Annotated in this window: 22 protein-coding genes; 9 read left to right on the forward strand and 13 right to left on the reverse strand. The window is 64.7% G+C overall.

What is annotated here, in order from left to right; genetic code table 11:
* Window positions 1–164: 164 nt before the first annotated feature.
* Window positions 165–1,823 (forward strand): phosphodiester glycosidase family protein, encoded by a 1,659-nt coding sequence (locus tag LFT47_RS10590; protein ID WP_236818199.1) that lies wholly within the window; start codon window positions 165–167, stop codon window positions 1,821–1,823.
* 34 nt (window positions 1,824–1,857) lie between these two features.
* Here LFT47_RS10590 and LFT47_RS10595 read toward each other — a convergent pair whose 3' ends face one another.
* Window positions 1,858–2,829 carry a magnesium transporter CorA family protein gene (locus LFT47_RS10595; RefSeq protein ID WP_236818201.1) on the reverse strand — a complete coding sequence of 324 codons (972 nt, stop codon included), beginning with the start codon at window positions 2,827–2,829 and terminating at the stop codon, window positions 1,858–1,860.
* 145 nt (window positions 2,830–2,974) lie between these two features.
* Between LFT47_RS10595 and LFT47_RS10600 the strand changes: the two genes are divergently transcribed.
* Window positions 2,975–3,151 (forward strand): CsbD family protein, encoded by a 177-nt coding sequence (locus tag LFT47_RS10600; RefSeq protein ID WP_236818202.1) that lies wholly within the window; start codon window positions 2,975–2,977, stop codon window positions 3,149–3,151.
* A 202-nt stretch (window positions 3,152–3,353) separates the two neighbouring features.
* Here LFT47_RS10600 and LFT47_RS10605 read toward each other — a convergent pair whose 3' ends face one another.
* The 4 genes from LFT47_RS10605 to LFT47_RS10620 all read right to left on the reverse strand — a co-directional run bounded on the left by LFT47_RS10605 (window position 3,354) and on the right by LFT47_RS10620 (window position 6,980).
* On the reverse strand, window positions 3,354–4,946 hold the full coding sequence (locus LFT47_RS10605) for an AMP-binding protein (RefSeq protein ID WP_236818205.1): 1,593 nt from the start codon (window positions 4,944–4,946) through the stop codon (window positions 3,354–3,356).
* 123 nt (window positions 4,947–5,069) lie between these two features.
* A complete protein-coding gene (locus LFT47_RS21515; RefSeq protein ID WP_236818208.1) occupies window positions 5,070–5,426 on the reverse strand; it encodes a YegP family protein in 357 nt (118 codons plus the stop codon).
* 197 nt (window positions 5,427–5,623) lie between these two features.
* Complete coding sequence (locus LFT47_RS10615; protein ID WP_236818210.1) at window positions 5,624–6,487, reverse strand: HNH endonuclease; 864 nt, start codon at window positions 6,485–6,487, stop codon at window positions 5,624–5,626.
* A 28-nt stretch (window positions 6,488–6,515) separates the two neighbouring features.
* On the reverse strand, window positions 6,516–6,980 hold the full coding sequence (locus tag LFT47_RS10620) for a GatB/YqeY domain-containing protein (protein ID WP_236818212.1): 465 nt from the start codon (window positions 6,978–6,980) through the stop codon (window positions 6,516–6,518).
* A 171-nt stretch (window positions 6,981–7,151) separates the two neighbouring features.
* Here LFT47_RS10620 and LFT47_RS10625 point away from each other — a divergent pair, with 171 nt between their 5' ends.
* A complete protein-coding gene (locus LFT47_RS10625) occupies window positions 7,152–9,647 on the forward strand; it encodes an ATP-dependent Clp protease ATP-binding subunit (RefSeq protein ID WP_236818219.1) in 2,496 nt (831 codons plus the stop codon).
* A gap of 54 nt (window positions 9,648–9,701) precedes the next feature.
* Here LFT47_RS10625 and LFT47_RS10630 read toward each other — a convergent pair whose 3' ends face one another.
* The 4 genes from LFT47_RS10630 to LFT47_RS10645 form a co-directional block, all read right to left on the reverse strand.
* On the reverse strand, window positions 9,702–10,577 hold the full coding sequence (locus tag LFT47_RS10630; protein WP_236818221.1) for an SDR family oxidoreductase: 876 nt from the start codon (window positions 10,575–10,577) through the stop codon (window positions 9,702–9,704).
* The gene (locus LFT47_RS10635; RefSeq protein WP_236818223.1) at window positions 10,578–11,030 is read right to left on the reverse strand and encodes an SRPBCC family protein; all 453 of its coding nucleotides are present in this window, start codon (window positions 11,028–11,030) and stop codon (window positions 10,578–10,580) included.
* Window positions 11,031–11,188: 158 nt separating this feature from the next.
* Entirely contained in the window at window positions 11,189–13,306 is a 2,118-nt protein-coding gene (locus LFT47_RS10640; RefSeq protein WP_236818226.1) for an ABC transporter permease subunit, read from the reverse strand.
* An 8-nt stretch (window positions 13,307–13,314) separates the two neighbouring features.
* Window positions 13,315–14,535, reverse strand: a complete 1,221-nt coding sequence (locus LFT47_RS10645) for a sugar ABC transporter substrate-binding protein (protein WP_236818233.1) — start codon at window positions 14,533–14,535, stop codon at window positions 13,315–13,317.
* Between the two features lie 395 nt (window positions 14,536–14,930).
* Between LFT47_RS10645 and LFT47_RS10650 the strand changes: the two genes are divergently transcribed.
* Window positions 14,931–15,293: an SPW repeat protein gene (locus LFT47_RS10650; RefSeq protein WP_236818234.1), complete on the forward strand. Its 363-nt coding sequence runs from the start codon at window positions 14,931–14,933 to the stop codon at window positions 15,291–15,293.
* Window positions 15,294–15,400: 107 nt separating this feature from the next.
* Here LFT47_RS10650 and LFT47_RS10655 read toward each other — a convergent pair whose 3' ends face one another.
* The gene (locus LFT47_RS10655) at window positions 15,401–17,269 is read right to left on the reverse strand and encodes a glycoside hydrolase family 15 protein (protein ID WP_236818237.1); all 1,869 of its coding nucleotides are present in this window, start codon (window positions 17,267–17,269) and stop codon (window positions 15,401–15,403) included.
* A gap of 111 nt (window positions 17,270–17,380) precedes the next feature.
* The gene (locus LFT47_RS10660; RefSeq protein ID WP_236810559.1) at window positions 17,381–18,436 is read right to left on the reverse strand and encodes a zinc-dependent alcohol dehydrogenase family protein; all 1,056 of its coding nucleotides are present in this window, start codon (window positions 18,434–18,436) and stop codon (window positions 17,381–17,383) included.
* A gap of 141 nt (window positions 18,437–18,577) precedes the next feature.
* Here LFT47_RS10660 and LFT47_RS10665 point away from each other — a divergent pair, with 141 nt between their 5' ends.
* From LFT47_RS10665 to LFT47_RS10685, 5 genes are all read left to right on the forward strand, one after another.
* The gene (locus LFT47_RS10665; protein ID WP_236810561.1) at window positions 18,578–19,588 is read left to right on the forward strand and encodes a LacI family DNA-binding transcriptional regulator; all 1,011 of its coding nucleotides are present in this window, start codon (window positions 18,578–18,580) and stop codon (window positions 19,586–19,588) included.
* Window positions 19,589–19,709: 121 nt separating this feature from the next.
* Window positions 19,710–21,434 (forward strand): ribulokinase, encoded by a 1,725-nt coding sequence (gene araB, locus LFT47_RS10670; protein ID WP_236810563.1) that lies wholly within the window; start codon window positions 19,710–19,712, stop codon window positions 21,432–21,434.
* Window positions 21,431–22,123: an L-ribulose-5-phosphate 4-epimerase gene (locus LFT47_RS10675; protein ID WP_236810565.1), complete on the forward strand. Its 693-nt coding sequence runs from the start codon at window positions 21,431–21,433 to the stop codon at window positions 22,121–22,123. Before araB ends, LFT47_RS10675 begins: the two co-directional genes overlap by 4 nt.
* A gap of 34 nt (window positions 22,124–22,157) precedes the next feature.
* Entirely contained in the window at window positions 22,158–23,678 is a 1,521-nt protein-coding gene (gene araA, locus LFT47_RS10680; RefSeq protein ID WP_236810567.1) for an L-arabinose isomerase, read from the forward strand.
* Between the two features lie 187 nt (window positions 23,679–23,865).
* Window positions 23,866–24,252, forward strand: a complete 387-nt coding sequence (locus LFT47_RS10685; RefSeq protein ID WP_236810569.1) for a hypothetical protein — start codon at window positions 23,866–23,868, stop codon at window positions 24,250–24,252.
* Window positions 24,253–24,261: 9 nt separating this feature from the next.
* Here LFT47_RS10685 and LFT47_RS10690 read toward each other — a convergent pair whose 3' ends face one another.
* Both LFT47_RS10690 and arfA read right to left on the reverse strand, forming a co-directional pair.
* Entirely contained in the window at window positions 24,262–24,456 is a 195-nt protein-coding gene (locus LFT47_RS10690) for a hypothetical protein (RefSeq protein WP_236810571.1), read from the reverse strand.
* A gap of 123 nt (window positions 24,457–24,579) precedes the next feature.
* Window positions 24,580–26,091, reverse strand: coding sequence for an arabinosylfuranosidase ArfA (gene arfA / locus LFT47_RS10695; protein ID WP_236810574.1), 1,512 nt, complete (start codon window positions 26,089–26,091; stop codon window positions 24,580–24,582).
* Between the last annotated feature and the right edge of the window lie 38 nt (window positions 26,092–26,129).

Here is a 26,129-nt window from a genome sequence, read left to right on the forward strand (position 1 = left end):
TTCGGGATTCCCAAGCCCTCGGTCGGGATGTGGCGGAACCGGGAATTCTGGCCCTAGGTCTCAAATCGGCCGGCAAGTGAACGTGGCATGAAGGTTCGGTCAATAGGTTTTGCGAAACCCGAAAACCGGCCCGGGAGACCGTCCGGTCTCTATACGGTGGACGCATGAAAGCCTCCCTCAAACGTCGCAGTGCCCTCACCGGCGGGCTCGTTCTGGCCGTCTTTTCAGCGCTCCTCAGCCCTGTGGGCCCCACCCATGCGGACGATGTCCGGACAAGTGGCAAGAGCACTGATCACGGCGCCCACCTCAACCTTGGCGCGGCTGATCTCCCCGAGACCCGGACAATGACAGCCCTCGCCCCCGGCGTCACTCTCACCAAAATCAACCGGGGCGGAGCCGACTCCTCGCTGTTCTGGACAGCCGAAGTGGCGATTCCCTCTGATTCGCCGGACCCGGATGCTCCGACGTCGGCGCTCTCAAGCCAGGCCACTGCGCAGCGCACAGCCGACAAGCTGAAGGCCGCCGGCGTCGATGCCCGCGTTGAACATGTCCAGTCGCCGCAGCTTGCGGACGCCGGCGGCGACTTGGGCTACAGGGTCCGCGCCGGTCACGTTGCTGCGCAGGCCGACGGCGCTTCCATCGTCGCGAAGATCAAAGCCGCCGGTTTCGCGTCCTCAGTGATCTACACCGGTTGGGACGGCGACGCCGAAACCAGCACCACGACCCGCGGACCGTGGAATCTTGACGTCATCACGATCGACCCTGGGACGTACCAGGGCCAGCTCGCCGCCTCCTTCGGCCCGGACCTGGAGAAGCGGGAGACGACCAGCCAGCTGGCATCGGACGCCCACGCCCTCGCCGCTGTGAATGCAGGCTTCTTCGTCTTCGACCCGAAGGCCGGCGCTGAAGGCGACCCCGCCGGAGTTGGCGTGTACGGAGGCAGGATTCTCAGCGAAGCCGTGGCGGACCGACCGGCCCTCGTCATTGATGGAAAGAAGAACGCCAGCAGTATCCAGCGGCTCACCTGGTCAGGGAAGATCTCGGCTCCTTCCGGTGAAGCGACTTTGGACGGCATCGACCGCGTGCCGGGCCTGATCCGCAACTGCGGCGGTGCCAATGACCTGCCTACCTCACGCCCGCTCCAGGACGTCACTTGCACGAACTCCAACGAGATCGTCACCTTCACTCCGGAATTCGGGCCGACCACGCCCACGGGCCCGGGGGTTGAAGTGGTGGTGGACAGCCACGACACTGTCACATCCGTCGCCGAAACCCGTGGCGCGGCTATCCCTGCGGGCGGACACACCATCCAGGCCACTGGAACCGACGTCGCACGGCTCCGCGCACTCGCCCCCGTGGGCGCGAAGCTGAAGATCGACGCCGGATTGCTCGGCCAGGACGGGAAGCCCCTGCACACCAACAAGGCCACGAGCGTCGTCAACGGCGGACCGTTGCTCGTCAAGGACGGCAGCGTGGATGTTACCGCCGGGCACGACGGCATGGTGCATCCCAACGATGGAAACAGCTTCTACTACGGCTGGGTCCACAAGCGGAATCCCCGGACCTTCGCCGGGACCGATGCCCAGGGCAGGACCATGCTTGTCACCGCGGACGGACGCTCAACTTCATCGCTTGGGCTGAGCCTGAAGGAAGAGGCTGACGTCGCGGTGTCACTCGGCATGGTCCAGGCCATGAACCTCGACGGCGGCGGCTCAACAACAGCCGTTGCCGCCGGGAAAGTCCAGAACACCCCGTCGGGCGGTTCGGAACGCGCGGTCGGAGATGCGCTCTTGGTGCTTCCAACCCGAAAGGACGATCAGTAGGACAGAGACCCGAGCTGCGCTGTGGGGCTTCTGGCTAGATCCAGTCCCGCTTCTTGAACGCGAGGTACAGGAAGATTGAACCGCCGGCCATGAGAGCGCAGGACAGCCAGAGGCCGTAGTCGCTCTGGAAGCCGAAAAAGGGCACATTCTGCCCGAAGAAGCCGGTGACGGCAGTGGGGACGGCGATGATCGCAGCCCAGCTGGTGACCTTCTTCATGACGAGGTTCATCTGGTTCCCCTGGATGCTGATGTGGGTTTCCAAGATGGTCGTGACCAGGTCACGGAGCGATTCCGTCCACTCCGTGGCACGCAGCACGTGGTCGTAGACGTCCTGCAGGAAGGGCTGCATCGCCGGGCTGCAGCCGACCAGGTCATCCCGCCGGAGGAGGGTGTTGAGGACTTCGCGCATAGGCAGGACAACGCGGCGGAGCCGGACAAGGTTCTTGCGGAGTTCAAACGTCTTCCGCTGCAGGTCGTGGTCTGGGGAGTGGTCGTCGAAAAGCGACTCTTCGAGGGCGTCAATGTAACCGTCGAGTTCCTGGACGGCGTCGAAATGCCCGTCGACGATCATGTCCAGGAGGCCCCAGAAGAGGAAGGGCACTCCGTGTTGCGCCAGCTCGGTTTCGGCGTCCCAGTGCGCCGTCAGGGCGTCGGTGTCGAACTCCGGCCCGTGTACCGTCACCAGGGCGTTGTGGGTCACGAATGCCGAGATCTCGGCGACAGCCAGTTCCCCGGTGCCAGGCCGTAACGCCGCCTGGTAGGCCGAGAGGAACAGGTGGTTCGGGTAGCGGTCCAGTTTGGGCCGCTGAAAGTCGTGAACGGCGTCCTCGACGGCGAGCCGGTGAAGCCCGTACACGGTTTCGACGCCGAGCAGGTCATCCGCCGTCGGATTCGTGTAGTCGATCCACAGCACCACATCATCCTGGCGGGCCAGGGCTTCGATCTCGTGGGCCCTGACATCGTCACGTTCGAGTTTGCCTTCGCGGTATAGCCGTATGAACACCATCCGCCCCATGGTACGGGACGCGTATCCGCGCTCCCTGAGCGGCAAGGCTTTCCGGCCTGGACGTGCCTTTGCTGGAGTTCCGTCCCTACAATTAAGTGCGGCCTTACGGTGTCCTGCCGCGGGCCGCCGACTAAGGAGAGCCATTATGGGTTGGGGAGAGAGGTTCCATCACGCTGCCGGGAAACTCCACGGCAAGGCCACGGAAGCGGCCGGCGAGGCCACCGGCAATGACCGGCTCAAGGCTGAGGGCAAGTCTCGTCAGGTCAGGGCCGATCTGAAGCTGGCAGGCGAAAAGATCAAAGGCGCCTTCAGGAAGCACTAGTCCGCGGACGCCGATAGCAGGGCGCGGGCCAGACGGCCCGCGCCCACGTCATGTCCTGGGGGTTTGCTTCTCGCTCCTGCAACTGGGAAGGATCAAGGACACGTTCGTGGAAGTCACCAAACCCGGGCAGGTGGACCTCGCCTCGATTTCCGTGGCCCTGAAACTCCTCCGGACGCTCGCGAAGCGTTGACGCCGACTATGCTCAGGTCCTCGCGCGAAGCTCCCGCCGAAGGATCTTCCCCGACGCCGACTTGGGAATCGCCTCGACGAACTCGACCGATCGCACGCGCTTGAACGGCGCCACCAGCCCGGCGACGAACTCCATCACATCCCCGTCCCCGAGCTCGGCGTCTGCTTGCCGGACGACGAACGCCTTCGGCACCTCTTCGCCGTCGTCCGCGCGGATTCCGATGACCGCGGCGTCCGCAATGCGTGGGTGGGTGAGCAGGAGCGCTTCAAGCTCGGCAGGGGCGATCTGGTAGCCCTTGTATTTGATCAGCTCTTTGAGGCGGTCAACGATCGTCACGACGCCGTCCGCCGTGACGGTCGCGATGTCGCCCGTGCGGAGGAAGCCATCCGGATCGATCGTCGCAGCGGTAGCGTCGGGCCGGTTCAGGTAACCGAGCATGACCTGAGGGCCGCGGACGAGGAGCTGCCCGGGGGCGCTCGGTCCTTCGGCCGGGACGTCGATCTCTTCGTCCGTGGCCGGGTCGAGGAGCTTGCACTCCGTGTTGGGCACCGTGTAACCCACTGAGTCGAGAGGGACGCGCTCGGCGCCGTCGCGCGGGATGGCGTGTGAAACGGGACTCAGCTCGGTCATCCCATAACCCTGGAGCATCGTGCACCCGAGCCGGTTCGCAACAGCGTGCCCCAGTTCGCCATCGAGGGGCGCAGCACCCGAAAGCACGGCGCGGACGGACGAGAGGTCGTATTGGTCCACGAGAGGATGCTTCGCCAGAGCAACGGCGATGGGCGGCGCGATGAAGAGGTAAGTGCAGCGGTGGTCCTGTGTGATGCGGAGGAACTCGGCGAGGTCGAACTTCGGCATCGTGACGAGCCGGGCCCGCTCGCCGAGGGCCAGATTGAGCAGCACGGTCAGCCCGTAGATGTGGAAGAACGGCAGGACGGCAAGCAGCACGTCGTCGGGAGTCACGCGGAAGAAGGCGCTCGACTGAGCGACGTTCGCGACGAGGTTGTACTGGCTCAACAAGACGCCTTTCGGCGTTCCGCTCGTGCCCGAGGAGTAGGGCACCACGGCGGCGGCATGCGGATCGATGCTCAGCGCCGGCGCGGGAAGGCCGGCTTCGACCACGTCCCCGAGCGAGGGATGCCCCGCGGAATTGGCGAGGTCGCCGCCGTCGAGCACGACGAGCTGCTCCGCCGGGATGCCCGCAGTCAGTGCCGCGGCCTCCGCCCGCTCAAGGAAGGGGGAAATGGTGAAGAGCCAGGAGGCGCCCGCGTCCCTGAGCTGGCTGCCTACTTCATCGGCCGTATACAGCGCATTGACGGTGGTGACGGCGGCGCCCGCGCGGAGCACCCCGTGGAAGACGACGGCGAACGCCGGCACGTTGGGGCAGAAAAGGCCCACGGTGGTCCCGGGGCCTGCTTCGTGGCTGGCTAGCCAGCCTGCGGTGGCGTCAATTCGGCTGACGAGTTGCCGGTAGCTCATTTCATCGCCGGACGTGCCGTCCACGAGTGCGATCCGGTCAAGATCCTCGCCGCCCAGCCCGCCGAACAGATACTCATAAATCGTGACTTCGGGGATCTCGACATCAGCGTACGGGCTGGTGAACATTGCGGCTCCTTCGGCGCACGACGGCGGGAGTCGCCGTCGTGCGTCCATTACACCCGGCGGCGCGGGACCGGGACAAGGGCCGCCGCGGCCGGATGCCCTCCGGCTTTCGGCTTTGCGACTCGCCTAAACCGGTGCAGGGTGGTCGACCAGGGCGGGATTATGCCAGGGCCGGGTGCGATCTCTTGGGGGGAGGGGACTATGGTGCCGCGGCGGGGCGGGAAGCGGCGGCATCGCTGAAGGACTGGTTTGCCTCACCACAGGGGCCGGTGGGGTGGGCGCTGGTCCGCGAAGAGGGACTTCGGGGCAGAGATCGGTGATCAGGCCCATTCCTGCATATTCGCGGACGTCACTGATGCCGCACACCGCGGCACGCTTGTCTCGAAAGGACTTGGAGACGGCTACCACTGTTCCGTCCGGCCCTTTGAGCCTGAATCTGAAGCTCGTGTCCTCGTCGATGAAGAGTTCAAACATCCCGGTCATGCGTATCCTCCTGAACAGCGGGCGGCGCGTGACGCCCGGTAGGTTCGCCGGGTCCGGGGCGCGACGTTGCGCCCCGGTGATTTCCAGTCCGGCAAATGGATCATCTGACTCACAGCGTGTGGTGCTCGCCACACGGTGTAGTTAACCAAAATACGGCGAAGAACCTTGGCTGGCTAGTGCAAAGGGCGGCCCTTCGGTCACCGCTGCTCAAGGATTCGGTGTGCGGCGTCCTGGGCTGCCAGTGCCCTATCGTCGACGATTTGGCCGGGCAAATGCCCGGCGGCGGCGATGGCCCGGCGCAGTTCCGCCGCTGTGCGAGGGGTGCCCACGCCCCGGTGTGCCATGGCGTGGCAGTTGGCACACAGCGGCACAAGGTCCGCTATGGGATCCAGCCGGTAGTCGCTGCCAAGCTGAGAAACGGGAACCACGTGGTGGATGTGGATGAAGTCCTTGCCGATCTCCCCGTAACTTACTTCGAAGGAGAACGTGCATGCGGCACAAGACGTCCCGTGGAAAGCCAGGCAGACCCGGCGGGCTTCGGGATCCCGCTCGTAGCGGTTCGTTTCAATCCTGCTGACGGCTACTTCAGGGTAGGTTCCCGGAACAATCTGGCCCGGCTCAGAGACCGCTGGCCCGTGCTCCCGCCACACGTGCTGAAGGCCAGGTTCTGATTCCGGCGGAATGAACCGTCCCGAACCGCGGACGGTATTCCAGGCCACGTCCGGCGCTTCTCTGGAGAGGACACTCGACGGGATCTGGCCGCCGAGGGGGAGCAGGGCATCGAAGGCCACGCTGACGTACCGCGCCATGGTCCTGGGTTCGGTGCGTTGTGGCGCTTCATAGCTTTCGGACATGACGACGCCGTGTCCGATCAGCCCCCGTCCGTGAGGGCCTCCGCCTTGCAGGAGAAGCCATGCCTGGTTGCCTGGCTGGATCTTCCGGTGTTGCCCGACGTTCCACCGCTCCAGGAATTGACCTGTTTCGGCCACCTGCTCGATGACAGCCTCGTAGTTCCAGTCGTTCCCAAGCCGTGGATTCCATCCCAGGATGATGGCTGCCATGGCTGCTCCTCCCTGCGTGCCGGTGAGTCTATGCGAGTCGGGTCCGGACGATTTCGCTGACCGCCTTGCCGTCGAAGCGGCCGGCGACCTTTGCTGTGACGGGCTTCATCACGGCGCCCATCTGCCTGATCGTAAGCTCCTGGCCATCGGCCTTCAACGCGGCGATTGCCTCGTCCACGATGTCTTCGACTTCCGCGGGCGTCAACATTTTGGGCAGGTACGCCTCGATGACTTCCGCTTCGGCGATTTCCGCCGCGGCGCGCCCGGACTCGCCGGCCTCCGTGTAAATGCGGGCCGTATCCCTGCGCTTGGCGGCTTCCTTCTGCAGCAGGGCAGTCACTTGGGTGTCGTCCAGCTCGATGGGTGTCTTGCCGGACTTCTCACGCGTCTCTATTTCGCCCAGGACGTTCCGGACCGTTGTGAGCGCGGTCTTGTTGTGGTCCTTCATGTGGACTACGACGTCGGCATGCAGGCGTTGCTTCAGGGTGCTCATGGTAATTCCCTCTACTTGGTGGTTGTTCTCATTCTTCACGGTCTGGACCGTCTGTGGAGAAGAGCCATGCAGCCGGCCGGCCCTATATCTAAAATTCTGCCTCCGGCGATCCCCCAAGAAGGCCCTCAGCGACGTAGCATCAAGGTAGGCGGCTGCCAGGAGTGTGGCGAAATGTTTGAGAGATTTACGGACCGTGCCCGTCGCGTTGTTGTGCTTGCCCAAGAAGAGGCACGCATGCTCAACCATAACTACATCGGTACCGAGCACATCCTTTTGGGTCTGATCCAGGAGGGTGAGGGGGTTGCCGCCAAGGCGCTGGAGTCGATGAGCATTTCGCTCGATGGCGTCCGCGAGCAGGTGCAGGAGATCATCGGCCAGGGCAGGCAAGCCCCGTCCGGGCACATCCCCTTCACCCCGCGCGCCAAGAAGGTCCTTGAGCTCGCACTCCGGGAAGCCCTGCAGCTCGGCCACAACTACATCGGCACCGAGCACATCCTGCTCGGCCTCATCCGCGAGGGTGAAGGCGTTGCCGCGCAGGTCCTCGTCAAGCTTGGCGCCGACCTCGGCCGGGTCCGCCAGCAGGTCATCCATTTGCTCTCGGGCTACGAGGGCAAGGATCCCAGTGGAATGGTCGCCGGACCGAGCCAGGCCGAAGTTGCGCCCGCCGGTTCGGTGGTGCTGGACCAGTTCGGCCGCAACCTCACCCAGGCCGCGCGGGAAAACAAGCTCGATCCCGTGATCGGCCGCGAGCTGGAGATGGAACGCGTCATGCAGGTCCTCTCCCGCCGGACCAAGAACAACCCCGTGCTGATCGGTGAGCCCGGCGTCGGCAAGACCGCCGTCGTCGAGGGCCTTGCCCAGGCGATTGTCCGGGGCAACGTGCCGGAGAGCCTGAAAGACAAGCAGCTCTACACGCTCGATTTGGGCTCCGTGGTTGCCGGCTCCCGCTACCGTGGTGACTTCGAAGAGCGCCTGAAGAAGGTCCTGAAGGAAATCCGGACCCGCGGCGACATCATCCTCTTCATCGACGAGATCCACACGCTCGTGGGTGCCGGCGCTGCAGAGGGTGCCATCGATGCCGCGTCCATCCTCAAGCCGTTGCTGGCCCGTGGTGAGCTCCAGACCATCGGGGCCACCACGCTGGATGAGTACCGCAAGCACATTGAGAAGGACGCCGCCTTGGAGCGCCGCTTCCAGCCGATCCAGGTCCAGGAACCCTCGGTGGCTCACACCGTTGAGATCCTCAAGGGCCTGCGCGACCGCTACGAGGCGCACCACCGGGTGACCATCACCGACGGCGCACTGGCGGCCGCGGCGAGCCTCTCGGAGCGTTACGTTTCGGACCGCTTCCTGCCGGACAAGGCGATCGACCTGATCGACGAAGCAGGTGCACGGCTGCGCATCCGCCGCATGACCCGTCCGCCGGAGCTGAAAGCGATGGACGCACGCATCGCCGAGGTGAAGATGGAGAAGGAATCGGCCATCGATGCCCAGGACTTCGAGGGAGCCGCGTCGCTGCGCATAAAGGAGCAGAAACTTGTCGCCGAGCGCAGGGAAAGGGAGCTCCGATGGAAGGCCGGCGGCACGGACGCCAACTCCGAGGTGGACGAGGAGCTGATCGCCGAAGTTCTCGCGAACTCCACCGGCATCCCGGTCTTCAAACTCACCGAGGAAGAATCCAGCCGCCTGCTCAAGATGGAGGAGGAGCTGCACAAGCGCGTTATTGGCCAAAATGAGGCGATTAATTCAGTGTCGCGTGCAATCCGCCGTACACGCGCAGGCCTGAAGGACCCCAAGCGTCCGGGTGGTTCGTTCATCTTCGCTGGTCCCACCGGCGTCGGCAAGACCGAGCTCGCCAAGGCCCTGGCGGAATTCCTCTTTGCCGATGAGGACGCCCTCATCACCCTGGACATGTCCGAGTACTCCGAGAAGCACACGGTGTCGCGTCTCTTCGGCGCCCCTCCGGGATACGTGGGCTACGACGAGGGTGGTCAGTTGACCGAGAAGGTCCGCCGTCGTCCGTTCTCCGTGGTGCTCTTCGACGAAGTGGAGAAGGCCCACGCCGATCTCTTCAACTCGCTGCTGCAGATCATGGAGGACGGCCGCTTGACGGATAGCCATGGCCGGGTGGTGGACTTCAAGAACACGGTGATCATCATGACCACCAACCTGGGCACCCGCGACATCTCCAAGAGCGTGGCGACCGGTTTCCAGTCCGGCACGGACACCACCACAAGCTACAACCGGATGCGGGCCCGGGTCACGGAAGAACTCAAGCAGCAATTCCGTCCCGAGTTCCTCAACCGCGTTGACGACGTCATCGTCTTCCCGCAACTCACGCAGGAGGAGATCATCGAGATAGTGGACCTGATGATCCGTCGCTTGGAACAGCATCTGGCGGATAAGGACATGGGCATTGAGCTCACGGACGCAGCCAAGGTCCTGTTGGCCACCCGCGGCTACAACCCGGCCATGGGCGCCCGGCCGTTGCGCCGCACCATCCAGCGCGAGATCGAGGACCAGCTCTCCGAGAAGATCCTCTTCGGCGAACTGCACCCCGGTGACATCGTGGTGGTCGACGTGGACGGCGAAGGCGACGACGCCAAGTTCACGTTCGCAGGCAACGCCAAGCCGCGCATCCCCGACGCGCTGCCGGCCGTGAGCTGAACCCGGATCAACGAGGGTCAACAGGCAGCCCGACGGCCCGCCGTCGGGCGTTGCTTAGCCAAGCTTGTGCCCGAGGCTGGTGAGCAGGCGCGCGACGGCGTCCTCCGCGGTTGGCGGTGGGCCGAAGACTTCGCGCTGTCGTGAGGTATCCGCGACGTAGCGGCCGGTGCCGAACCAGTCGATCATCGCCCCGAGGTCCTTCGCCATCGGGTTGGCCGGGCTGATCGGGCTGAGGACGAGCTCAATCTGCCGGCCGAGCATTTGGCCAGAGATATCGGCGATGTCCTGCATGGTCACCGGCCGGTCCCAACCGATGTCGATGCGCTCTCCCTCGACGCCGCTCGCGTCTACTGCCGCCGCGAGATATCCGGCGAGGTCACTGGCAAGAACGTAGGTCAAGGGAACGCTCGGGGACCCGAACGACGTGAGCCGCCCCTCGCTGAACGGGTCGCCGAAGCGGGTGATCTGCTCAAGGAAAGCACCCGGACGAAGCGCCACGAACGGGACCCCGAGTTCTTCCAGGCGGTCCTCGGTCAGTTTCTTGTGCCAGAAGTGCGGAACCTCCGGGGTCTGATCGCAAGTGAGGATGCTCGTGAGGACAAATCGGCGAACACCGGCGCGGCTAGCGGCATGGACGAGGTTGGTGTTGCCCACCGTGTCGATGACGGGGCTGTCACCCTGCCGATGGTGGGTGTATCCCGCCGCTGAGGTGATCACAGCGTCAACACTGTCCATGGCGCTCACAAGCGACTCCGGGTCCATCATGTCGCCCCGCGTGATCGTCGCCCCCAGCTCTTCGAGGCGGCTTGCGTCCGAACCGGGCCGCACCAAGGCGCGGACCTGCTTTCCTCCTGCTAACAGCCTGGACACCACCTGGCTGCCGAGCATCCCGGTGCCGCCGACCACAAGCACCGGTCCTGGGTCAGTCATTTACTCCTCCACCTCGCCGCGCCACCCTCCGGTTTCGTTTCCACGCGACTCTATGAACTCCTTGAATTTCTTCAGGTCAGCCTTCACCTGCATCTCGTCAATTTGGAGTGCGGCTCCGGCCTTCTCCATGACGGTTTCCGGCGCCCATTCGAAATGGACCTTGACGTGCGTGTGGTTGGCGTCCAGCGGCGAAAACCTGATGATGCCAGCGTGCGACTTGCCGTCAATACTGCGCCAGGCAATCCGGTCGTCGGGTTCCTGGTCGACTATTTCCGTATCGAATGCCAGTTCCACGCCCCCTACCTTGGTGACCCAATGGTTGGTCGTGTCGCTCAACTGGGTTACGGACTCCACCCCGGACATGAATCGGGGAAACGACTCAAACTGCGTCCACTGGTTGTAAGCCGTGCGGACGGGGACGTCCACGTCAATCGTTTCTTCAACCTTCCGCATCTCTCCTCCTCGCTCGGACTTGCGTGGGCTGGACACAGGGACTGCTCCTGGGACCGTCCCTCCGGTAAGCCAGCCACTCTTGAACGTTAAGCCTGCTGATTATCCAAGTCCAGACCGGCCAGGTCGCTGCCTCCGTGCGAAGCCATTCAACAAGCCCCTCATGTCCGGGAGCGCCCGCGGCGCGCGACGGCGTCGATCGTCACGGCGGCGACGAGAACCAGGGCCGTGACGACGTACTTGGCCGGTGCGCTGTAGCCCTGCAGGCCCATGCCGTTATCGATTGTGGCGATCACGAGGCCGCCCAGGACGCCGTGCAGCACCTTGCCGCGGCCGCCGAACAAGCTGGTCCCGCCGATGACCGCGGCCGCCACGGCGTAAAGCACCAGCGTGCCGCCGTCGTACGACGTCGAGACGGAACGGAGCCGCGACGCGTAGACGATTCCGCCGATTCCTGCCGTGAAGGAAGCGAGGATGAAGGCCAGGGTGCGAATGCGGGCAAGGTTCACGCCTCCCCGCCGCGCGGCCTCGGCGTTGCCGCCAATGGCGTAGACGTAACGGCCGAACCGGGTTCGTCCAAGCAGCAGTGTCCAAGCGGCGAGGACTCCGAGCACCACGAGAAGGACCCACGGAACGCCACTGATTTCGACCAGGATGCCGCGGTCCGTATTGCAGAGCCAGACGATGGCCACACCCGCGGCGAGCACCGCCGCGATCTTCAGGGCGCTCACGCTGGCGGGTGGCGCGACGAGTCCGGTGTTGCGCCGGCGGGCGTCGCGCAGCCACGTCCACGTGCTGAACGCGCCGACGACGACGAGCATGAGGATCCAGCTCGTGGCGGGGCTGAGGTTGCCGCTCGCGATGTTGTTGATGACGTTGTCGTTGATCGGAACCACGCCGCCGCTGCCGAGGATGATCAGCATCACGCCAAGCCAGCCGAGCTGGCCGCCAAGGGTCACGACGAACGACGGCAGTCCGAGGCGGGTGATGATCGTGCCATGAAGCAAGCCGATCCCCGCGCAGCCAAGCAGGCCGACGGCGATCGCCGCCCACCACGGCCAGCCGGCGGACTCCTGGACGAGTTCGGCCATGATGACGCCGCCCACTCCACCGACGTACCCGATGGACAAGTCGATTTCGCCGAGCAGGAGGACGAAGACCTGGCCCATCGCCAGCAGCATGAAAACGGAACCCTGGATGAGCAGGTTCACCATGTTGCCGGGAGTCAGGAAGTTCGGGTTCAGCGATTGGAAGAGCACCGAGATCAGCAACAGACCCGCGAGAACCGGCAGCACTCCGCTCTCGCCGCCCCGGACCCGCGCGAACGCCGCGCGGAAGTATTCGGGCAGCGACGTCGCGGTGATGTCCGGGTTCAACGCCAATGCGGCCTTCCGCTTGGCGGCTGCCGTGGTCGGCTCGTCCTGGAGCGCGGCTGCCACGGAGGGGAGCGGACCCTTGGCGGCGGTGAGCGGACGGTTCGACGGCGGTGGCGGCGCTGGTTCCGGCCTTGCCCGATCGGAGAACCCCGTGGTCATCAGGTCCACAACGATCTGACGGTCCATCTCCCTGACAGGCCGGATGGCCACAAGCTGGCCGAGCCTGAGCACGGCGATGCGGTCTGCCACCTCGAACACGTCGTTCATGTTGTGCGAAACGACGATGACGGCGACGCCGCGATCGGCGAGTTGACGGATCAGGTGGAGGACGACCTCCGTCTGGGCGACGCCGAGGGCCGCGGTCGGCTCGTCCATGATGACAAGCTTCGAGTTCCACAGCACCGACTTTGCGATGGCCACGGACTGGCGTTGCCCCCCGGACAGTGACGCGACAGGTTGCCGGATCGACCGCACTGTGGTCACGGCCAGGCTCGCGAGCGTCTCCCGGGCCGCGATCTCCATGCTCTCCTCGTCAAGGAGAAAATGGCGCAGGCGTTCGCGGCCGAGGAACAGGTTCTGCACGATGTCGAGGTTGTCGCACAGCGCGAGGTCCTGGTAGACGGTCTCGATGCCGAGAGCCGCGGCTTCGTGCGGCGAGTTCAACCGTACGGGCTGGTTCTCCCAAAACAGCTGCCCGTCGTCGGGGGTGTGAATGCCGGCGACGCATTTGATCAACACCGATTTGCCCGCGCCGTTGTCGCCGGCAAGCGCAGTCACCTTGCCGATCGGCACCTCAAGGGTGATGTCGACCAGTGCCTGCACAGGCCCGAAGTTCTTGTCGATGCCCTCCAGCCGAAGGAGGGGCCCGACATCGGCGGGGTTCGGGGTTGCCAGCTCACTCATTGTTCGAGCTACTGGATACCTGCCGCGGTGCACGCGTCCTTCACCTGCGAGATGCACAGCGACGAACTCGTCACGGCACCGTCCTTGACCACGGTGTCCGCCATGTTCTTCGAGGTCACCCACAGCGGGGTCAGCAGGACCGATGCGATGTCGGACTTCGCCGTGTCATCAGTCGTCTTGCTGTTGACGAGGGTTGACGGAACGGGCACGCCCGCGCGCAGGTAGAGGACTGCTGCGGCGGCCGCCTGGGCTTCAAAGTAGATCGGCTTGTACACCGTTCCGCACTGGTACCCCTTCAGGATGTTCTGCAGCCCGGACAAGGACGCATCCTGCCCAGTCGTCGGGAAGGTCTTAGCAGGTATTTGCTTGCTCTGCAGGTAGGCGATCACGGCATTGGCGTTGTCGTCGTTAGGCGTGACCACCGCGTTGATGTTCGGGTGTGCGGTGTACTGCTGGGCGAATGTCGTCTGTGCCACCGACGGTGTCCAAGTGCCTGCCGGCTCTCCGACGTTGACGTACTCGCCGTTGTCGAAGTGCGGCTTGAGTACGCCGTTATATCCTTCAGCGAACAGCTTCGCGTTGTTGTCGGTCGGATCGCCATCCATGACCAGGATGTTTGGTTTGCTGACTTTCCAGTCCGCGATGCATGTGATCTCACCCTGGCCAATCAGTTGGCCCACTTTGACGTTGTCGAAGCTCACGTACGTGCGATCCTTCGCGCCGCCTTTGACGAGCCGGTCATAGTCGACCACTTTGACGCCGCGGGCGCTGGCGGCCGCCTCGATGGCCGCGCCCGAGCCGGAGTCGATGGCGTCGACAAGCAGCACGGAGGCTCCTGCCGTGATGTCAGCCTCGGCCTGCGTCTGCATCGTGCTTGCGCTGCCCTGCGCATTGTCGATCTTGAACTTTGAGGAGTCGAGTCCGGCGGCTTCAAAGGCCTTCTTCAGGTAGGGGGCATCGAAGGTGACGTACCGCGCGGAAGTGGTGGTGTCCGGCAGCAGCACGCCCACCATGCCCTTGCCCTGTGAAGCGAGCGAGGTGAGCTGTTTCATGGCCGAGAAGTCGGCCGTGAATGCATCCGCAGAGATCTGCGGTACCGTTCCTCCGGAACTCGTGGCGCTTGGAGAAGGCGATGTGCCCGTGCTCGAGCATGCGGCGAGTGCCGTGATAGCGAGGGTTGCGATGAAGGCGGTTCCGGCGCTTCGTGCCGGGACCTTCATATTTAACATTTCTTTCCTTCTGTTGGTTTCGACTACAAGCGACCTGGCGGGGTCGGGCCGGAACCTGGACGTTGGCGCCGGACACAGGTCCACGCCGGAGGCCACGGCGGTTCTCACCAACGGACGTCGATAAGCCAGCACTGGGCTGACTGCGACTTTACGACCAGCGACTCGATATCACGGGGTCCTCTCTGGACGGACGTGCCGGCGGGGCCGGGCATGTTCGTCAATGTTGCTCTATGACTACGTTGTAGACCGGAAGTCCGCTCTTAGCAAGGCTTCGTGAGCGGCAGGATTCGACGACGGCGATGCCGGGAAGTAGCCGCGTACGGATTTTGTTACACCAGTACCGGAGTACATGCTCTTTACCCCGGGATGCAGTCCACATCAGAGAGGTGGGTTCAATGAAGAAGTGGACGCGATGGCAGGATTGGGTCACGGTTGTCGCCGGTCTCTATGCTGCTCTCTCGGTCATCTGGACCACGGCGGCCGGCTCGTCAGCTGCCTTGATGGTCGTGTTCGGCGCTTTGCTGATCGTTAGCGGTGTCATCAATCTGGCCATGCCCGGAACGCCGGCCATGGAGTGGGTGCAGGCAGCTTTCGGTGCCTTGCTGTTCCTTTCTCCGTGGCTAGGCTCCTACTCCATGCAAGCGGGGGCCGCCTGGACATCCTGGATCGCTGGCCTCGTGGCGCTCGTCGTCACTGCGATGGCGATCAAGCCCAGCACCGAGGAACACCGGCATCACATGGTCAGCCCTTCGCACTGAAGTGCTGAACCCTGAGGCGCTGAAACGCTGAACAGCGGGAATACCGACCGGCGGGCCGTCATAGGACCCGCCGATCGCCGTCTCTTGCTGAGAGCCCTGCCTCGCCGCTATATCTGCTTCTGCGCGGTGGAGCCGGCGTTCGCGGCCCGCCGCTCCGCTTTCAGCAGGCGCAGGCCGCTGGCCAGTACCCCCACATGGCTGAACGCCTGCGGGAAGTTCCCGAGGAACTCACCCGTATCCGGGTGGATCTGCTCTGGCAGCAGTCCCAGTGGATTCGCACGGCTGCAGAGGGATTCGTAGAGTTCATGGGCCTCGTCCACCCGCCCTTGTCCGGCCAGGTTGTCCACCAACCAGAAGCTGCAGAGGAGGAACGCCCCTTCGCTCCCCGCCAGACCATCGGGAGAAACCTCTGGCAGGTAGCGGAACAAAAGTCCGTTGCCGGCGTCGAGCTCTCCGGCGATGGCTTGAGTAGTGGACACCATCCGCGGATCGTCGAAATCAATGACATTACGGACAGGAAGGGTCAACAAGGACGCGTCCAGTCCGCCATGGCCGCCCAGATTCTCGGTGAAGGTGCGACGCAGTGGATCCCAGGATTGCGTCAGGGCAGCCTGCCGGATTCGCCCGGCCGTGGCCTCCCACCGGCGCTTGGGATAGGGAAGCCCATCCCTGCGCGCGATCTGGATGGCACGGTCGATTGCGACATAGCACAGCGCCGCCGAGTAGGTGAAGGGCCTGCTCTTGTCCCGGATCTCCCAGGGTCCCGAGTCCGGAACCCGCCAGCTCCTGATGGCCATTTCGACTATGGGGATCAGCGCGGCCCATAGCCGCTCATCGACTCGCTTCCCACTGCCCGACCACTGGTAGGCGATATCGACGATTTCACCATACACATCGTGCTGGAGTTGGTGCCGGGCGCCGTTTCCCCACCTGACCGGCGCCGAGCCGCGGTATCCCCGCAGCTGTGGATCCTGCACCTCATCGGGCGGCTGGGAACCGTCGAGGGCGTACATGACGTGCGGGACACCGTCCCGCTCAACGTTGGTCAGGACCCAGGCAAGGAAGACGTCCGCATCACTGGGGTCGCCAATACGCCTGAACACATAGTTGGAGAAGGATGCGTCACGGACCCACGTGTACCGGTAGTCCCAGTTCCGTGACGTCCCTGGCCACTCAGGCAGGGATGAGGTGGCGGCCGCCAGGATGGCCCCTGTTTCGGCGTGATCCAACATTTTCAGCGTCAGGGCCGAACGCTTCATCAACTCCGCTTGGGAGCCTTCGCAGTCCAGGCTCGATGCCCACCGGCGCCACGCGTACACGGTCTGGTCGATGAGCTTCTTGCTCTCGGGATGCTGACGAAGCCGGAACCGCCCCGACCAGTGCAGGACCATGGTCAGGGTCTCTCCCGCGCGAAGCGTCAATTCGGCGGACAAGCCACGACCGTCAGGGATCAGTTCAACGGAGGACCATAGGTAGACTTCCTGGACTCCGTCCTGCCGCCAATCAAACCTCCAGCCAGTGGCCAGGGTGTCGAAGGTGACACCGGCCTTCGGTATCAGGCTGATGCGCAGGGGGACGTCGCCGCCCACGGCTCGCGCGTGCCGCAGGAGTTCGGAACGGCCGGCCGGCACCGGCTCTGACAAGTCGGCGCCGGCACGCAGCGTAAGTCCGTCCGTCACCTGCAGCACGCCGCGATCGGACACCAGGGAGGTGACCAGCACGCAGGAATCCTCGGTATAGCGCTGGGACGATGCAAGGGTGCGAATAGGGGATATTTCAAAGCGGCCGCCCGAATCCGCGTCAAGGATCCCCGCCAGGAACGGGGGACTGTCGAATTCCGGCAGGCAAAGCCAGGTAATTGCGCCGTCCCGTCCCACCAAAGCGCACGTCGACCCATCGCCGATAAGTCCGTGATCCTCGATGGGCAAATACCCGTCTTGGTTAACCACCGGACGCGCTTGGGCACCAGTGATCATTTTGTTCACTCCCTTGGGTTCAGGCGAGGCTTCCTATATGGATTCTCTCGCCGTTCCCGCGCGCACGCCACAGTCCACGCATCCCGCCCGGGGCTTGCGGGGTCCAGGCCCTCAGGGCGTGAGCAGGACCTTGATGGAGCGACGTTCGTCCATGGCGCGGTAGGCCTCGGGGGCTTCCTCGAGCGGCATCACGGTGTCGAAGACCCGGCCCGGATTGATCTTTCCTTTGAGCACGTCGTCGAGCAACTCCGGGATGTAGGTGCGAGCCGGAGCCATGCCGCCGGCAATCGAAATGTTCGTGTCGAACAAATAGCGCAGCGGGGCTTCGGCTCCGCCCGTCGGGACACCAACAAAGCCAAGGGCGCCGCCCGGGCGGACACTGTGCAGTGCCTGTTCCATGGATTCCTTCGTCCCGACGCACTCCAGGACGGAGTCGGCCAAAACGCCTCCCAGCAACTCACGGACCTTGGCCACTCCGTCGTCGCCGCGCTCGGCGACGATGTCCGTGGCCCCGAACTCGAGGGCAATCGCCTGGCGGTCGGCGTGCCGGGACATCGCGATGATCCGCTCGGCTCCGAGCCGCTTCGCTGCGAGCACGCCGCAGAGCCCTACCGCGCCGTCGCCGACGACGACGACAGTCCTGCCGGGGCTGACCTTCGCCGCGAGGGCGGCATGGTGCCCGGTCGCCATCACATCGGAGAGCGTCAGCAAGCTCGCACGGAGGGCGTCGCCGGGCTCCGTGACGCCGGGAACCTTGACGAGGGTCGACTCGGCGAGCGGTACGCGCACGGCCTGGCCCTGGCCGCCGTCGATCGTGTGCCCGCTGTCATCTTTGCCGCCCCAACCTGCCAAATGATCGCAGGCAACGGTGACGCCGTTCAAGCATTGCGGGCAGGCGCCGCAGCTGACCAGGAAGGGAGCGATGACGAAGTCGCCGACCGCCAAGTCCGTGATGTCGTCGCCGATGCTTTCCACCGTGCCGATGAATTCGTGTCCAATGGCCGAAGGCTGGTGGGTGGGCTTGACGCCGCGGTACGGCCACAGATCCGATCCGCAGACGCAGGAGGCCGTGACTTTGACAACGACGTCGGTGGGCAGCTGGACCGTGGGGTAGTTACGGTCTTCAACACGGATGTCGCCGGGACCGTGGATGATGGTGGCGCGCATGGGGCTCCTCAAATGATGGTTGTTGGGCTTGAATCGAGTCTATCCCCGCCGCGCCTATGGTCCTGTACTGGCCGGTAGCCCAGCCTGGACCCGCTGCTGCGTCGTTCGTCGCTTGGCCCCTAAGTCGCGCAGAATAGCTCCATGACAAAAAGCAGCGGACGCTTGCCACGGCTTGAGGACGTGGCGGAACGGGCAGGAGTCTCGCACCAGACCGTGTCCCGGGTGATCAACGACCACCCCAACGTCAGCAAGGGCACCCGGGAGCGTGTCGAGGCGGCCATCGCGGAGCTGGGATACCGGCGCAACACCGCTGCACGGAGCCTCGTGACCCGTCGCTCGCAGACCATCGGCGTCCTGGCGAGCGAGCTGGCGCAATACGGTCCGGCGAACACCTTGCTGGGCGTTGAACAGGCGGCGAGGGATGCCGGCTATTTCGTCAGCATCGCAGCTTTGAGGACGGTCAGCCGGGAGGCGATTCTTGATGCGGTCCGGCATTTCCTGGACCAGTCCGTGGACGGGATCGTGGTGATGGTGCCGCACTCGGAAACCCTGCTGGCGTTGGCCGAAGTGGACCCCGGGGTTCCCGTGGTGGCCGTGGGATCGATGGGTGACGCCTCCGTCAGCGGAGCCATGGTGGACCAGAAGCGCGGCGCGGAACTGGCCGTCAGGCACCTGCTTGATCAAGGACATCGCAGGATCGGACACGTGGCCGGACCGCAGGATTGGATCGACGGAGTGGCCAGGGCCGAAGGGTGGAGCGCGGTGTTGCGGGCCGCGGGCCTTGAGGATGATCTGCTGGTGGTGGGGGACTGGAGTGCCGGCAGCGGTTACGACATCGGCAGGAAGCTCGCCGATGAAAGGACGGCCACCGCGCTTTTTGTGGGAAATGACCAGATGGCCTTGGGCCTGCTGCGGGCCTTCAGCGAGGCCGGCGTCCGCGTGCCCGAGGACGTTTCTGTGGTGGGTTTCGATGACCAACCCGAATCCGGCTACTTCACGCCGCCGCTGACCACGGTGCGCCAGGACTTCGAAGAACTCGGGCGGCGCTGCATGGACCTCATGCTGGGCGGCATCGAGGACGGGGAAAACGTCGGCACCACCGTGGTGGAGCCCGAGCTGGTGATCCGCCGAAGTACCTCCGCACCAGCCTGAGCACACTTTGATTCACGCGGGCCAGCCGGCCCTTGACGCACCACACCTTGACGCATGAATTGTTAGCGCTCACAATTGATTCAATCCGCAAGGCTGCGGACCGGCTATTGGAGGACTTTTCATGGGCGTCACAGCGGACGGCAAGGATCATTACGTCATCGGCGTGGACTACGGCACGCTTTCCGGCAGGGCCGTCGTGGTGCGGGTCAGGGACGGCAAGGTAATGGGAAGCGGCGTCTTCGACTATCCGCACGCGGTCATCACGGAGGCCCTGCCGGCAGATCTGGCGGACGTACCTGATGGAACAGCCACACGGCTTCCGGGGGAATGGGCACTTCAGGTGCCCCAGGACTACCGGGACGTGTTGCGTCACGCGGTCCCCGCCGCGGTGCGCGACGCCGGGATCGACCCTGCCGCCGTCGTCGGAATCGCCACCGACTTCACGGCCTGCACCATGGTGCCGGTCACGGCAGAGGGAACCCCGCTCAATGAGCTGGACGGGTTCGCCGACCGGCCGCACGCCTATGTGAAACTGTGGCGCCATCACGCGGCCCAGGGCCAGGCGGACCGCATCAACGCCCTGGCCGCCGCCCGGGGCGAGGCGTGGCTGCCGCGCTATGGCGGGCTGATTTCCTCGGAGTGGGAGTTCGCCAAGGGCCTGCAGCTCCTGGAGGAGGACCCGGAAGCGTACGCGCAGATGGACCATTGGGTGGAGGCTGCGGACTGGATCGTCTGGCAGCTGTGCGGAAACTATGTGCGGAACGCCTGCACGGCCGGGTACAAGGGCATCTACCAGGACGGCGCCTACCCGTCCGGGGAGTTCCTGGGCGCCCTGAACCCTGGCTTCCGGGACTTCGTGGGCAGCAAGCTGGCCCACACGATCGGCCGGCTGGGCGATGCCGGCGGTTACCTGACGGCCGAAGCGGCCGCGTGGACCGGGCTGCCGGAGGGCATCGCCGTCGCGGTCGGGAATGTGGACGCGCACGTGACCGCCCCGGCGGCCAGGGCCGTGGAACCGGGACAGCTCGTCGCGATCATGGGCACCTCTACCTGCCACGTCATGAACGCCGAGGTCCTGCGCGAAGTGCCGGGCATGTGCGGCGTGGTCGACGGCGGGATCGTGGACGGGCTCTGGGGCTACGAAGCCGGCCAGTCCGGGGTCGGCGATATTTTCGGCTGGTTCACCCGGTACGGCGTCCCGCCCGAATACCACGAGGCCGCCGAAGAACAGGGCATGGGCATCCACGAATACCTCACCGAACTCGCCTCCACCCATAAGATCGGCGAACACGGACTCATCGCCCTGGACTGGCACTCGGGCAACCGCTCCGTCCTAGTGGACCACGAACTCTCCGGCGTGATCGTCGGCCAGACCCTCGCCACGAAACCCGAGGACATCTACCGGGCGCTCCTGGAGGCCACGGCCTTCGGCACCCGCACCATCGTGGATGCCTTCCGCGACTCCGGAGTCCCGGTGAAGGAATTCATCGTCGCCGGGGGACTGTTGAAGAACACGCTGCTGATGCAGATCTACGCCGACATCACCGGCCTGCAGCTCTCCACGATCGGCTCCGCCCAGGGCCCGGCGCTGGGTTCTGCCATCCACGCCGCCGTCGCCGCGGGGGAGTACCCGGACATCCGGGCCGCCGCGGCCGCCATGGGATCCGAACCCGGCGCCGTCTACACGCCGATCCCGGAAAACGTCGCCGCCTACGAGGAACTCTTCCACGAATACCGGACCCTGCACGATTACTTCGGCAGGGGAGCGAACGAGGTCATGCATCGGCTCAAAAAGATCCAGCGGAACGCCGGCAAAACACTGCTTGCCGTTGGCGCATCCGCATGAGCGCCCTGCTGGAGACGATTTCCCGGATCCGGGCCGAGGTCTGCGCGCTGCACGCCGAACTGACACGGTACGAGCTCGTCGTGTGGACGGCAGGAAATGTCTCCGCACGCGTCCCCGGCCATGAGCTGATGGTGATCAAACCGTCGGGGGTTTCCTACGATGCGCTGACGCCCGGGTCCATGGTGGTCGCCGACCTGCACGGGGTTCCCGTAGCGGGCGATAGCGACGGTGAGTGGGGCAACCCGGAACTGTCGCCGTCGTCGGACACTGCCGCGCACGCCTACGTGTACCGGAACATGCCCGACGTCGGCGGAGTCGTCCACACCCATTCCACCTACGCCACGGCCTGGGCCGCGCGCGGGGAGGCGATCCCGTGCGTGCTGACCATGATGGGGGACGAATTCGGCGGCACGATTCCGGTGGGCCCGTTCGCGCTGATCGGGGACGATTCGATCGGCCGGGGGATCGTTGACACGCTCCGGGCCTCCCATTCCCCGGCGGTCCTGATGCAGAACCACGGCCCGTTCACCATCGGCAAGGATGCCCGCGCCGCGGTGAAGGCGGCCGTGATGTGCGAGGAAGTGGCCCGCACGGTCCACATTTCGCGGCAGCTCGGCGAACCGCTGCCCATCGACACAGCCCGGATCGAGTCCCTCTACGATCGCTACCAGAACGTCTACGGCCGCTAAACAGGCCCCCCACGAACTTTTCCAGGAGAATCCCATGCCACATGCCCACACCACTTCCCTCGAACCCTACGAAGTCTGGTTCCTGACCGGCAGCCAGCACCTCTACGGTGAGGACGTCCTGAAGCAGGTCGCCGCGCAGTCCCAGGAGATCGCCGCCGCGCTGAACGCTTCCTCCGATGTGCCGGTCAAGCTCGTCTGGAAGCCGGTGCTGACCGACTCCGACGCCATCCGCCGCACCGCGCTCGAAGCCAACTCCGACGACGCCGTGATCGGCGTGACCGCCTGGATGCACACCTTCTCGCCCGCCAAAATGTGGATCCAGGGCCTTGACCTGCTGCGCAAGCCCCTGCTGCACCTGCACACCCAGGCCAACGTGGAACTGCCCTGGGCGGACATCGACTTCGATTTCATGAACCTGAACCAGGCAGCCCACGGCGACCGTGAATTCGGCTACATCCAGTCCCGCCTCGGCGTGCCGCGGAAGACCGTCGTCGGGCATGTCTCCAATCCGGAAGTCACACGCCAGGTGGGCGCCTGGCAGCGCGCCGCGGCCGGCTGGGCCGCCGTGCGCACTCTGAAGCTCACCCGTTTCGGGGACAACATGCGCAACGTCGCCGTGACCGAAGGGGATAAAACCGAAGCCGAACTGCGCTTCGGCGTCTCGGTCAACACCTGGTCCGTGAACGAACTCGCTGACGCCGTGCACGGCGCGCCGGAGTCCGACGTCGACGCCCTCGTCGCCGAGTACGAGCGCCTCTACGAGGTCGCACCCGAACTGCGCGCCGGCGGTGCCCGGCACGACTCCTTGCGCTACAGCGCCCGGATCGAACTCGGTCTGCGGTCCTTCCTTGAAGCCAACGGCTCCGCGGCCTTCACCACCTCCTTCGAGGACCTGGGCGAACTGCGCCAGCTCCCGGGCATGGCAGTGCAGCGGCTCATGGCCGACGGCTACGGCTTCGGCGCCGAGGGCGACTGGAAGACCGCCATCCTGGTCCGGGCCGCGAAGGTCATGGGCGCCGGACTTCCCGGCGGCGCCTCCCTCATGGAGGACTACACCTACCACCTGACCCCGGGGCAGGAGAAGATCCTCGGCGCGCACATGCTCGAAGTCTGCCCCTCCCTGACCGCGGCCAAGCCGCGCGTGGAGATCCACCCGCTGGGCATCGGCGGCAAGGAAGACCCCGTCCGCATGGTCTTCGACGCCGATGCCGGCCCCGGAGTCGTCGTCGCGCTCTCGGACATGCGCGACCGCTTCCGCCTCGTCGCGAACGCCGTCGACGTCGTCGACCTCCCCGAACCGCTGCCCAACCTCCCCGTCGCCCGGGCGCTCTGGTCACCCAAGCCCGACTTCGCGACCTCCGCCGCCGCCTGGCTCACCGCAGGGGCCGCGCACCACACCGTGCTCTCCACGCAGGTGGGCATGGACGTGTTCGAAGACTTCGCCGAGATCGCCCGGACCGAACTGCTCACCATTGACGAAGGCACCACGATCAAGGCGTTCAAGAAGGAGCTGGCCTGGAACGCCGCCTACTACAAACTCGCCGGCGGGCTGTGAACGGCCAGGAATTCCGGCTGGCCTCAGGGGATCATCGCCGCGCCTTCAAGCCTGAGTATCTAGTTGACAAGGGCAACTGCCGCCCTTAAGTTTCTGTGTATTCAGGTAGGTTCCTCGTTTTGGATCACATTGTTAGCTGTAGCTATGGAAACGCAGCCGGTGAGCTGCCAAGGCACAGGGGGCAACGATGACGAAAGTACCGCTGGATAATTTCCTCAACGAGTGCGTCTCCCGGAATTCCGGAGAGGACGGCCTCAGCTTCGAAGAACTGTATGGCCTGTACATCAGTTGGTGCGGGCTTACGGCTTCGGAACCCGTGAGAGCCAGGACGTTTAGGGCCAGCCTTCGGGCGGCCGGCATCACCCCCGGACGCCGCGGAGAACTGTGCGAGGATCTGGTGATGATAGGCCCGGCGGCGTGCGACTACATTGTCCACAGCGTGCTCCCGCTCGCTGCGTTGGACGCGCGATTGGGTGGCTGGCCTCGGCTCAAGACTTGGCCCGCAGGGCGTCGGAAGCTACCAGTCGCCGGGCGGGCACCCGGCGAAGACCGCGACTCGGCTCCGGCTGCCTAAGCGGGTCGTTTATTCGTGGAACTTCTCCCGAGCCTCGCGCTGTTGCCGCTCCAGCTTGGCTTCCGCCTCGGTCCGCCGCTGACCGACGATGCGCATCTGGTGAGTGGTCGGGTGTTCGTATTCCTCCACGAAAGTGCCCTTTTCCCTGGGAAGGCTATGGCCGGCAGCCTCGGACACGAGCTTTTGGTCGTCGTTTTCGCTCATATCAAAATCGTCCCACCGGGCGGCTGTCTCCAAAAGAGGTTCAGTCCGCGATGCTGCACAATAGGCGCGACATCCCGGTCTTCGGACCGGGATGTCGCTTGGAACGTGACCGATCCAGCAAAGTCAGCCGAGGTTCAACGCCGTCCAGGAGACGGGAGGCAGGGTGATTTCGACGACGCCGTTCCGCACCACGGCGCTCTTGTTCGGCTGCAAGCCCACGCGGTCCTGGTCCTCGAGCGTGTTCTTCGCGTAGACGTCCGCGTCTGAAAGCGTCTGGGCATCAACGACGATGACGCCGTCAAGCGCCGTCAGGTCGACGGTGACCGTCACTTCTTCAGTCCGTGATCGGTTGACCAGGAAGACGCCGGTTGTTGCTGAGTCCGCGTCGTAGGTCGCGACGGCGTCGATGAGCGGGACGGTGCCGTAGGCCTCCGTGCTGTACGTGTCCGCTTCCAACCTCACATCCAGGGCGACTCCCTTGGCCAGCTTGGATGTCAATGCGAACGGGAAGAAGGTGGTCTGCTTCCACGCCGGCCCCCCGGGTTCGGTCATGATGGGAGCGATCACGTTGACCAGCTGCGCGAGGGAGGCGGAGGTGACACGGTCGGCGTGCTTGAGCAATGAGATCAGCAGGTTGCCGAAGACGACGGCGTCGGCCACGGAATACGCGTCCTCAAGCAGCCGTGGCGCCTTGGGCCAGTTGTCCAGCCCTTCGATTATGTCGACGTTATGGAACCGTTCGAGGTACCACACATTCCATTCATCGAACGAAATGTTGATGGTTTTGGCGCTCCCGTTGACAGCCTTGACGTGGTCCGCTGTTGCCACAACGGATTCAATGAAGTGGTCCATGTCGGTTGCGGAGGCAAGGAACGAGTCCAGGTCGCCGTTCTTTTCCTCGTAGTAGGCGTGGCACGAGATGTAGTCGACGTCCTCGTAGGAGTGAGTGAGTACTACGCGCTCCCATTCTCCGAAGGTGGGCATATGGGCGCTGGATGAGCCACAGACCACGAGTTCAAGGGAAGGATCCAGCTGACGCATTGCCTTCGCGGTCTGCGATGCGATTTTGCCGTAGTCCTCAGCGGAGCGATGGCCCAACTGCCACGGCCCGTCCATTTCATTGCCCAGGCACCACATTTTGACGCCGAAAGGCTCCACCCGGCCATGAGCGGCCCGGCGGTCCGACAGCTCCGTCCCGGAGCGGATGTTGGAGTACTCCAACAAGTCCAAAGCTTCCAGCGTGCCCCGGGTGCCGAGGTTAACGGCCAGCATGAGTTCGCTGCCCACCTTCTCCAGCCATGTGCTGAACTCGTGCATGCCGATCTCGTTGGTCTCGGTGGAGTGCCAAGCGAGGTCGAGGCGGCGGGGGCGGTGTTCCTTGGGTCCAACACTGTCCTCCCAGCGGAACCCGGAGACGAAGTTGCCGCCCGGGTAGCGGATGGTGGAGACACCAAGCTCCTTGACGAGCTCAATCACGTCAGTGCGGAAACCGTCCGCGTCGGCGTCGGGGTGAGCGGGTTCGTAGATGCCGTCGTAGACACAGCGCCCAAGGTGTTCAACAAACGAACCGAAGAGGCGGGGATTGACAGTGCCCACTGCGAATTGTGGGTCGATCGTAAGGCGTGCGGAAACCATGGTCTGCTTTCAGTGAGAAGTAGCGGGAAGAGAAGGGG

Origin of the sequence: Arthrobacter sp. FW306-2-2C-D06B (assembly GCF_021789175.1) — a bacterium.
Taxonomy (GTDB): Bacteria; Actinomycetota; Actinomycetes; order Actinomycetales; family Micrococcaceae; genus Arthrobacter.

Coding starts and splice junctions, on each gene's coding strand:
- LFT47_RS21515 (WP_236818208.1), bottom strand. CDS start 5,426: ATGACCGGGATGTTTGAACTCTTCATCGACGAGGACACGAGCTTCAGA.
- LFT47_RS10665 (WP_236810561.1), top strand. CDS start 18,578: ATGACAAAAAGCAGCGGACGCTTGCCACGGCTTGAGGACGTGGCGGAA.
- LFT47_RS10595 (WP_236818201.1), bottom strand. CDS start 2,829: ATGGTGTTCATACGGCTATACCGCGAAGGCAAACTCGAACGTGACGAT.
- araA (WP_236810567.1), top strand. CDS start 22,158: ATGCCACATGCCCACACCACTTCCCTCGAACCCTACGAAGTCTGGTTC.
- LFT47_RS10630 (WP_236818221.1), bottom strand. CDS start 10,577: ATGACTGACCCAGGACCGGTGCTTGTGGTCGGCGGCACCGGGATGCTC.
- LFT47_RS10655 (WP_236818237.1), bottom strand. CDS start 17,269: ATGATCACTGGTGCCCAAGCGCGTCCGGTGGTTAACCAAGACGGGTAT.
- arfA (WP_236810574.1), bottom strand. CDS start 26,091: ATGGTTTCCGCACGCCTTACGATCGACCCACAATTCGCAGTGGGCACT.
- LFT47_RS10625 (WP_236818219.1), top strand. CDS start 7,152: ATGTTTGAGAGATTTACGGACCGTGCCCGTCGCGTTGTTGTGCTTGCC.
- LFT47_RS10620 (WP_236818212.1), bottom strand. CDS start 6,980: ATGAGCACCCTGAAGCAACGCCTGCATGCCGACGTCGTAGTCCACATG.
- LFT47_RS10590 (WP_236818199.1), top strand. CDS start 165: ATGAAAGCCTCCCTCAAACGTCGCAGTGCCCTCACCGGCGGGCTCGTT.
- LFT47_RS10685 (WP_236810569.1), top strand. CDS start 23,866: ATGACGAAAGTACCGCTGGATAATTTCCTCAACGAGTGCGTCTCCCGG.
- araB (WP_236810563.1), top strand. CDS start 19,710: ATGGGCGTCACAGCGGACGGCAAGGATCATTACGTCATCGGCGTGGAC.
- LFT47_RS10640 (WP_236818226.1), bottom strand. CDS start 13,306: ATGAGTGAGCTGGCAACCCCGAACCCCGCCGATGTCGGGCCCCTCCTT.
- LFT47_RS10605 (WP_236818205.1), bottom strand. CDS start 4,946: ATGTTCACCAGCCCGTACGCTGATGTCGAGATCCCCGAAGTCACGATT.
- LFT47_RS10615 (WP_236818210.1), bottom strand. CDS start 6,487: ATGGCAGCCATCATCCTGGGATGGAATCCACGGCTTGGGAACGACTGG.
- LFT47_RS10660 (WP_236810559.1), bottom strand. CDS start 18,436: ATGCGCGCCACCATCATCCACGGTCCCGGCGACATCCGTGTTGAAGAC.
- LFT47_RS10650 (WP_236818234.1), top strand. CDS start 14,931: ATGAAGAAGTGGACGCGATGGCAGGATTGGGTCACGGTTGTCGCCGGT.
- LFT47_RS10690 (WP_236810571.1), bottom strand. CDS start 24,456: ATGAGCGAAAACGACGACCAAAAGCTCGTGTCCGAGGCTGCCGGCCAT.
- LFT47_RS10600 (WP_236818202.1), top strand. CDS start 2,975: ATGGGTTGGGGAGAGAGGTTCCATCACGCTGCCGGGAAACTCCACGGC.
- LFT47_RS10635 (WP_236818223.1), bottom strand. CDS start 11,030: ATGCGGAAGGTTGAAGAAACGATTGACGTGGACGTCCCCGTCCGCACG.
- LFT47_RS10675 (WP_236810565.1), top strand. CDS start 21,431: ATGAGCGCCCTGCTGGAGACGATTTCCCGGATCCGGGCCGAGGTCTGC.
- LFT47_RS10645 (WP_236818233.1), bottom strand. CDS start 14,535: ATGTTAAATATGAAGGTCCCGGCACGAAGCGCCGGAACCGCCTTCATC.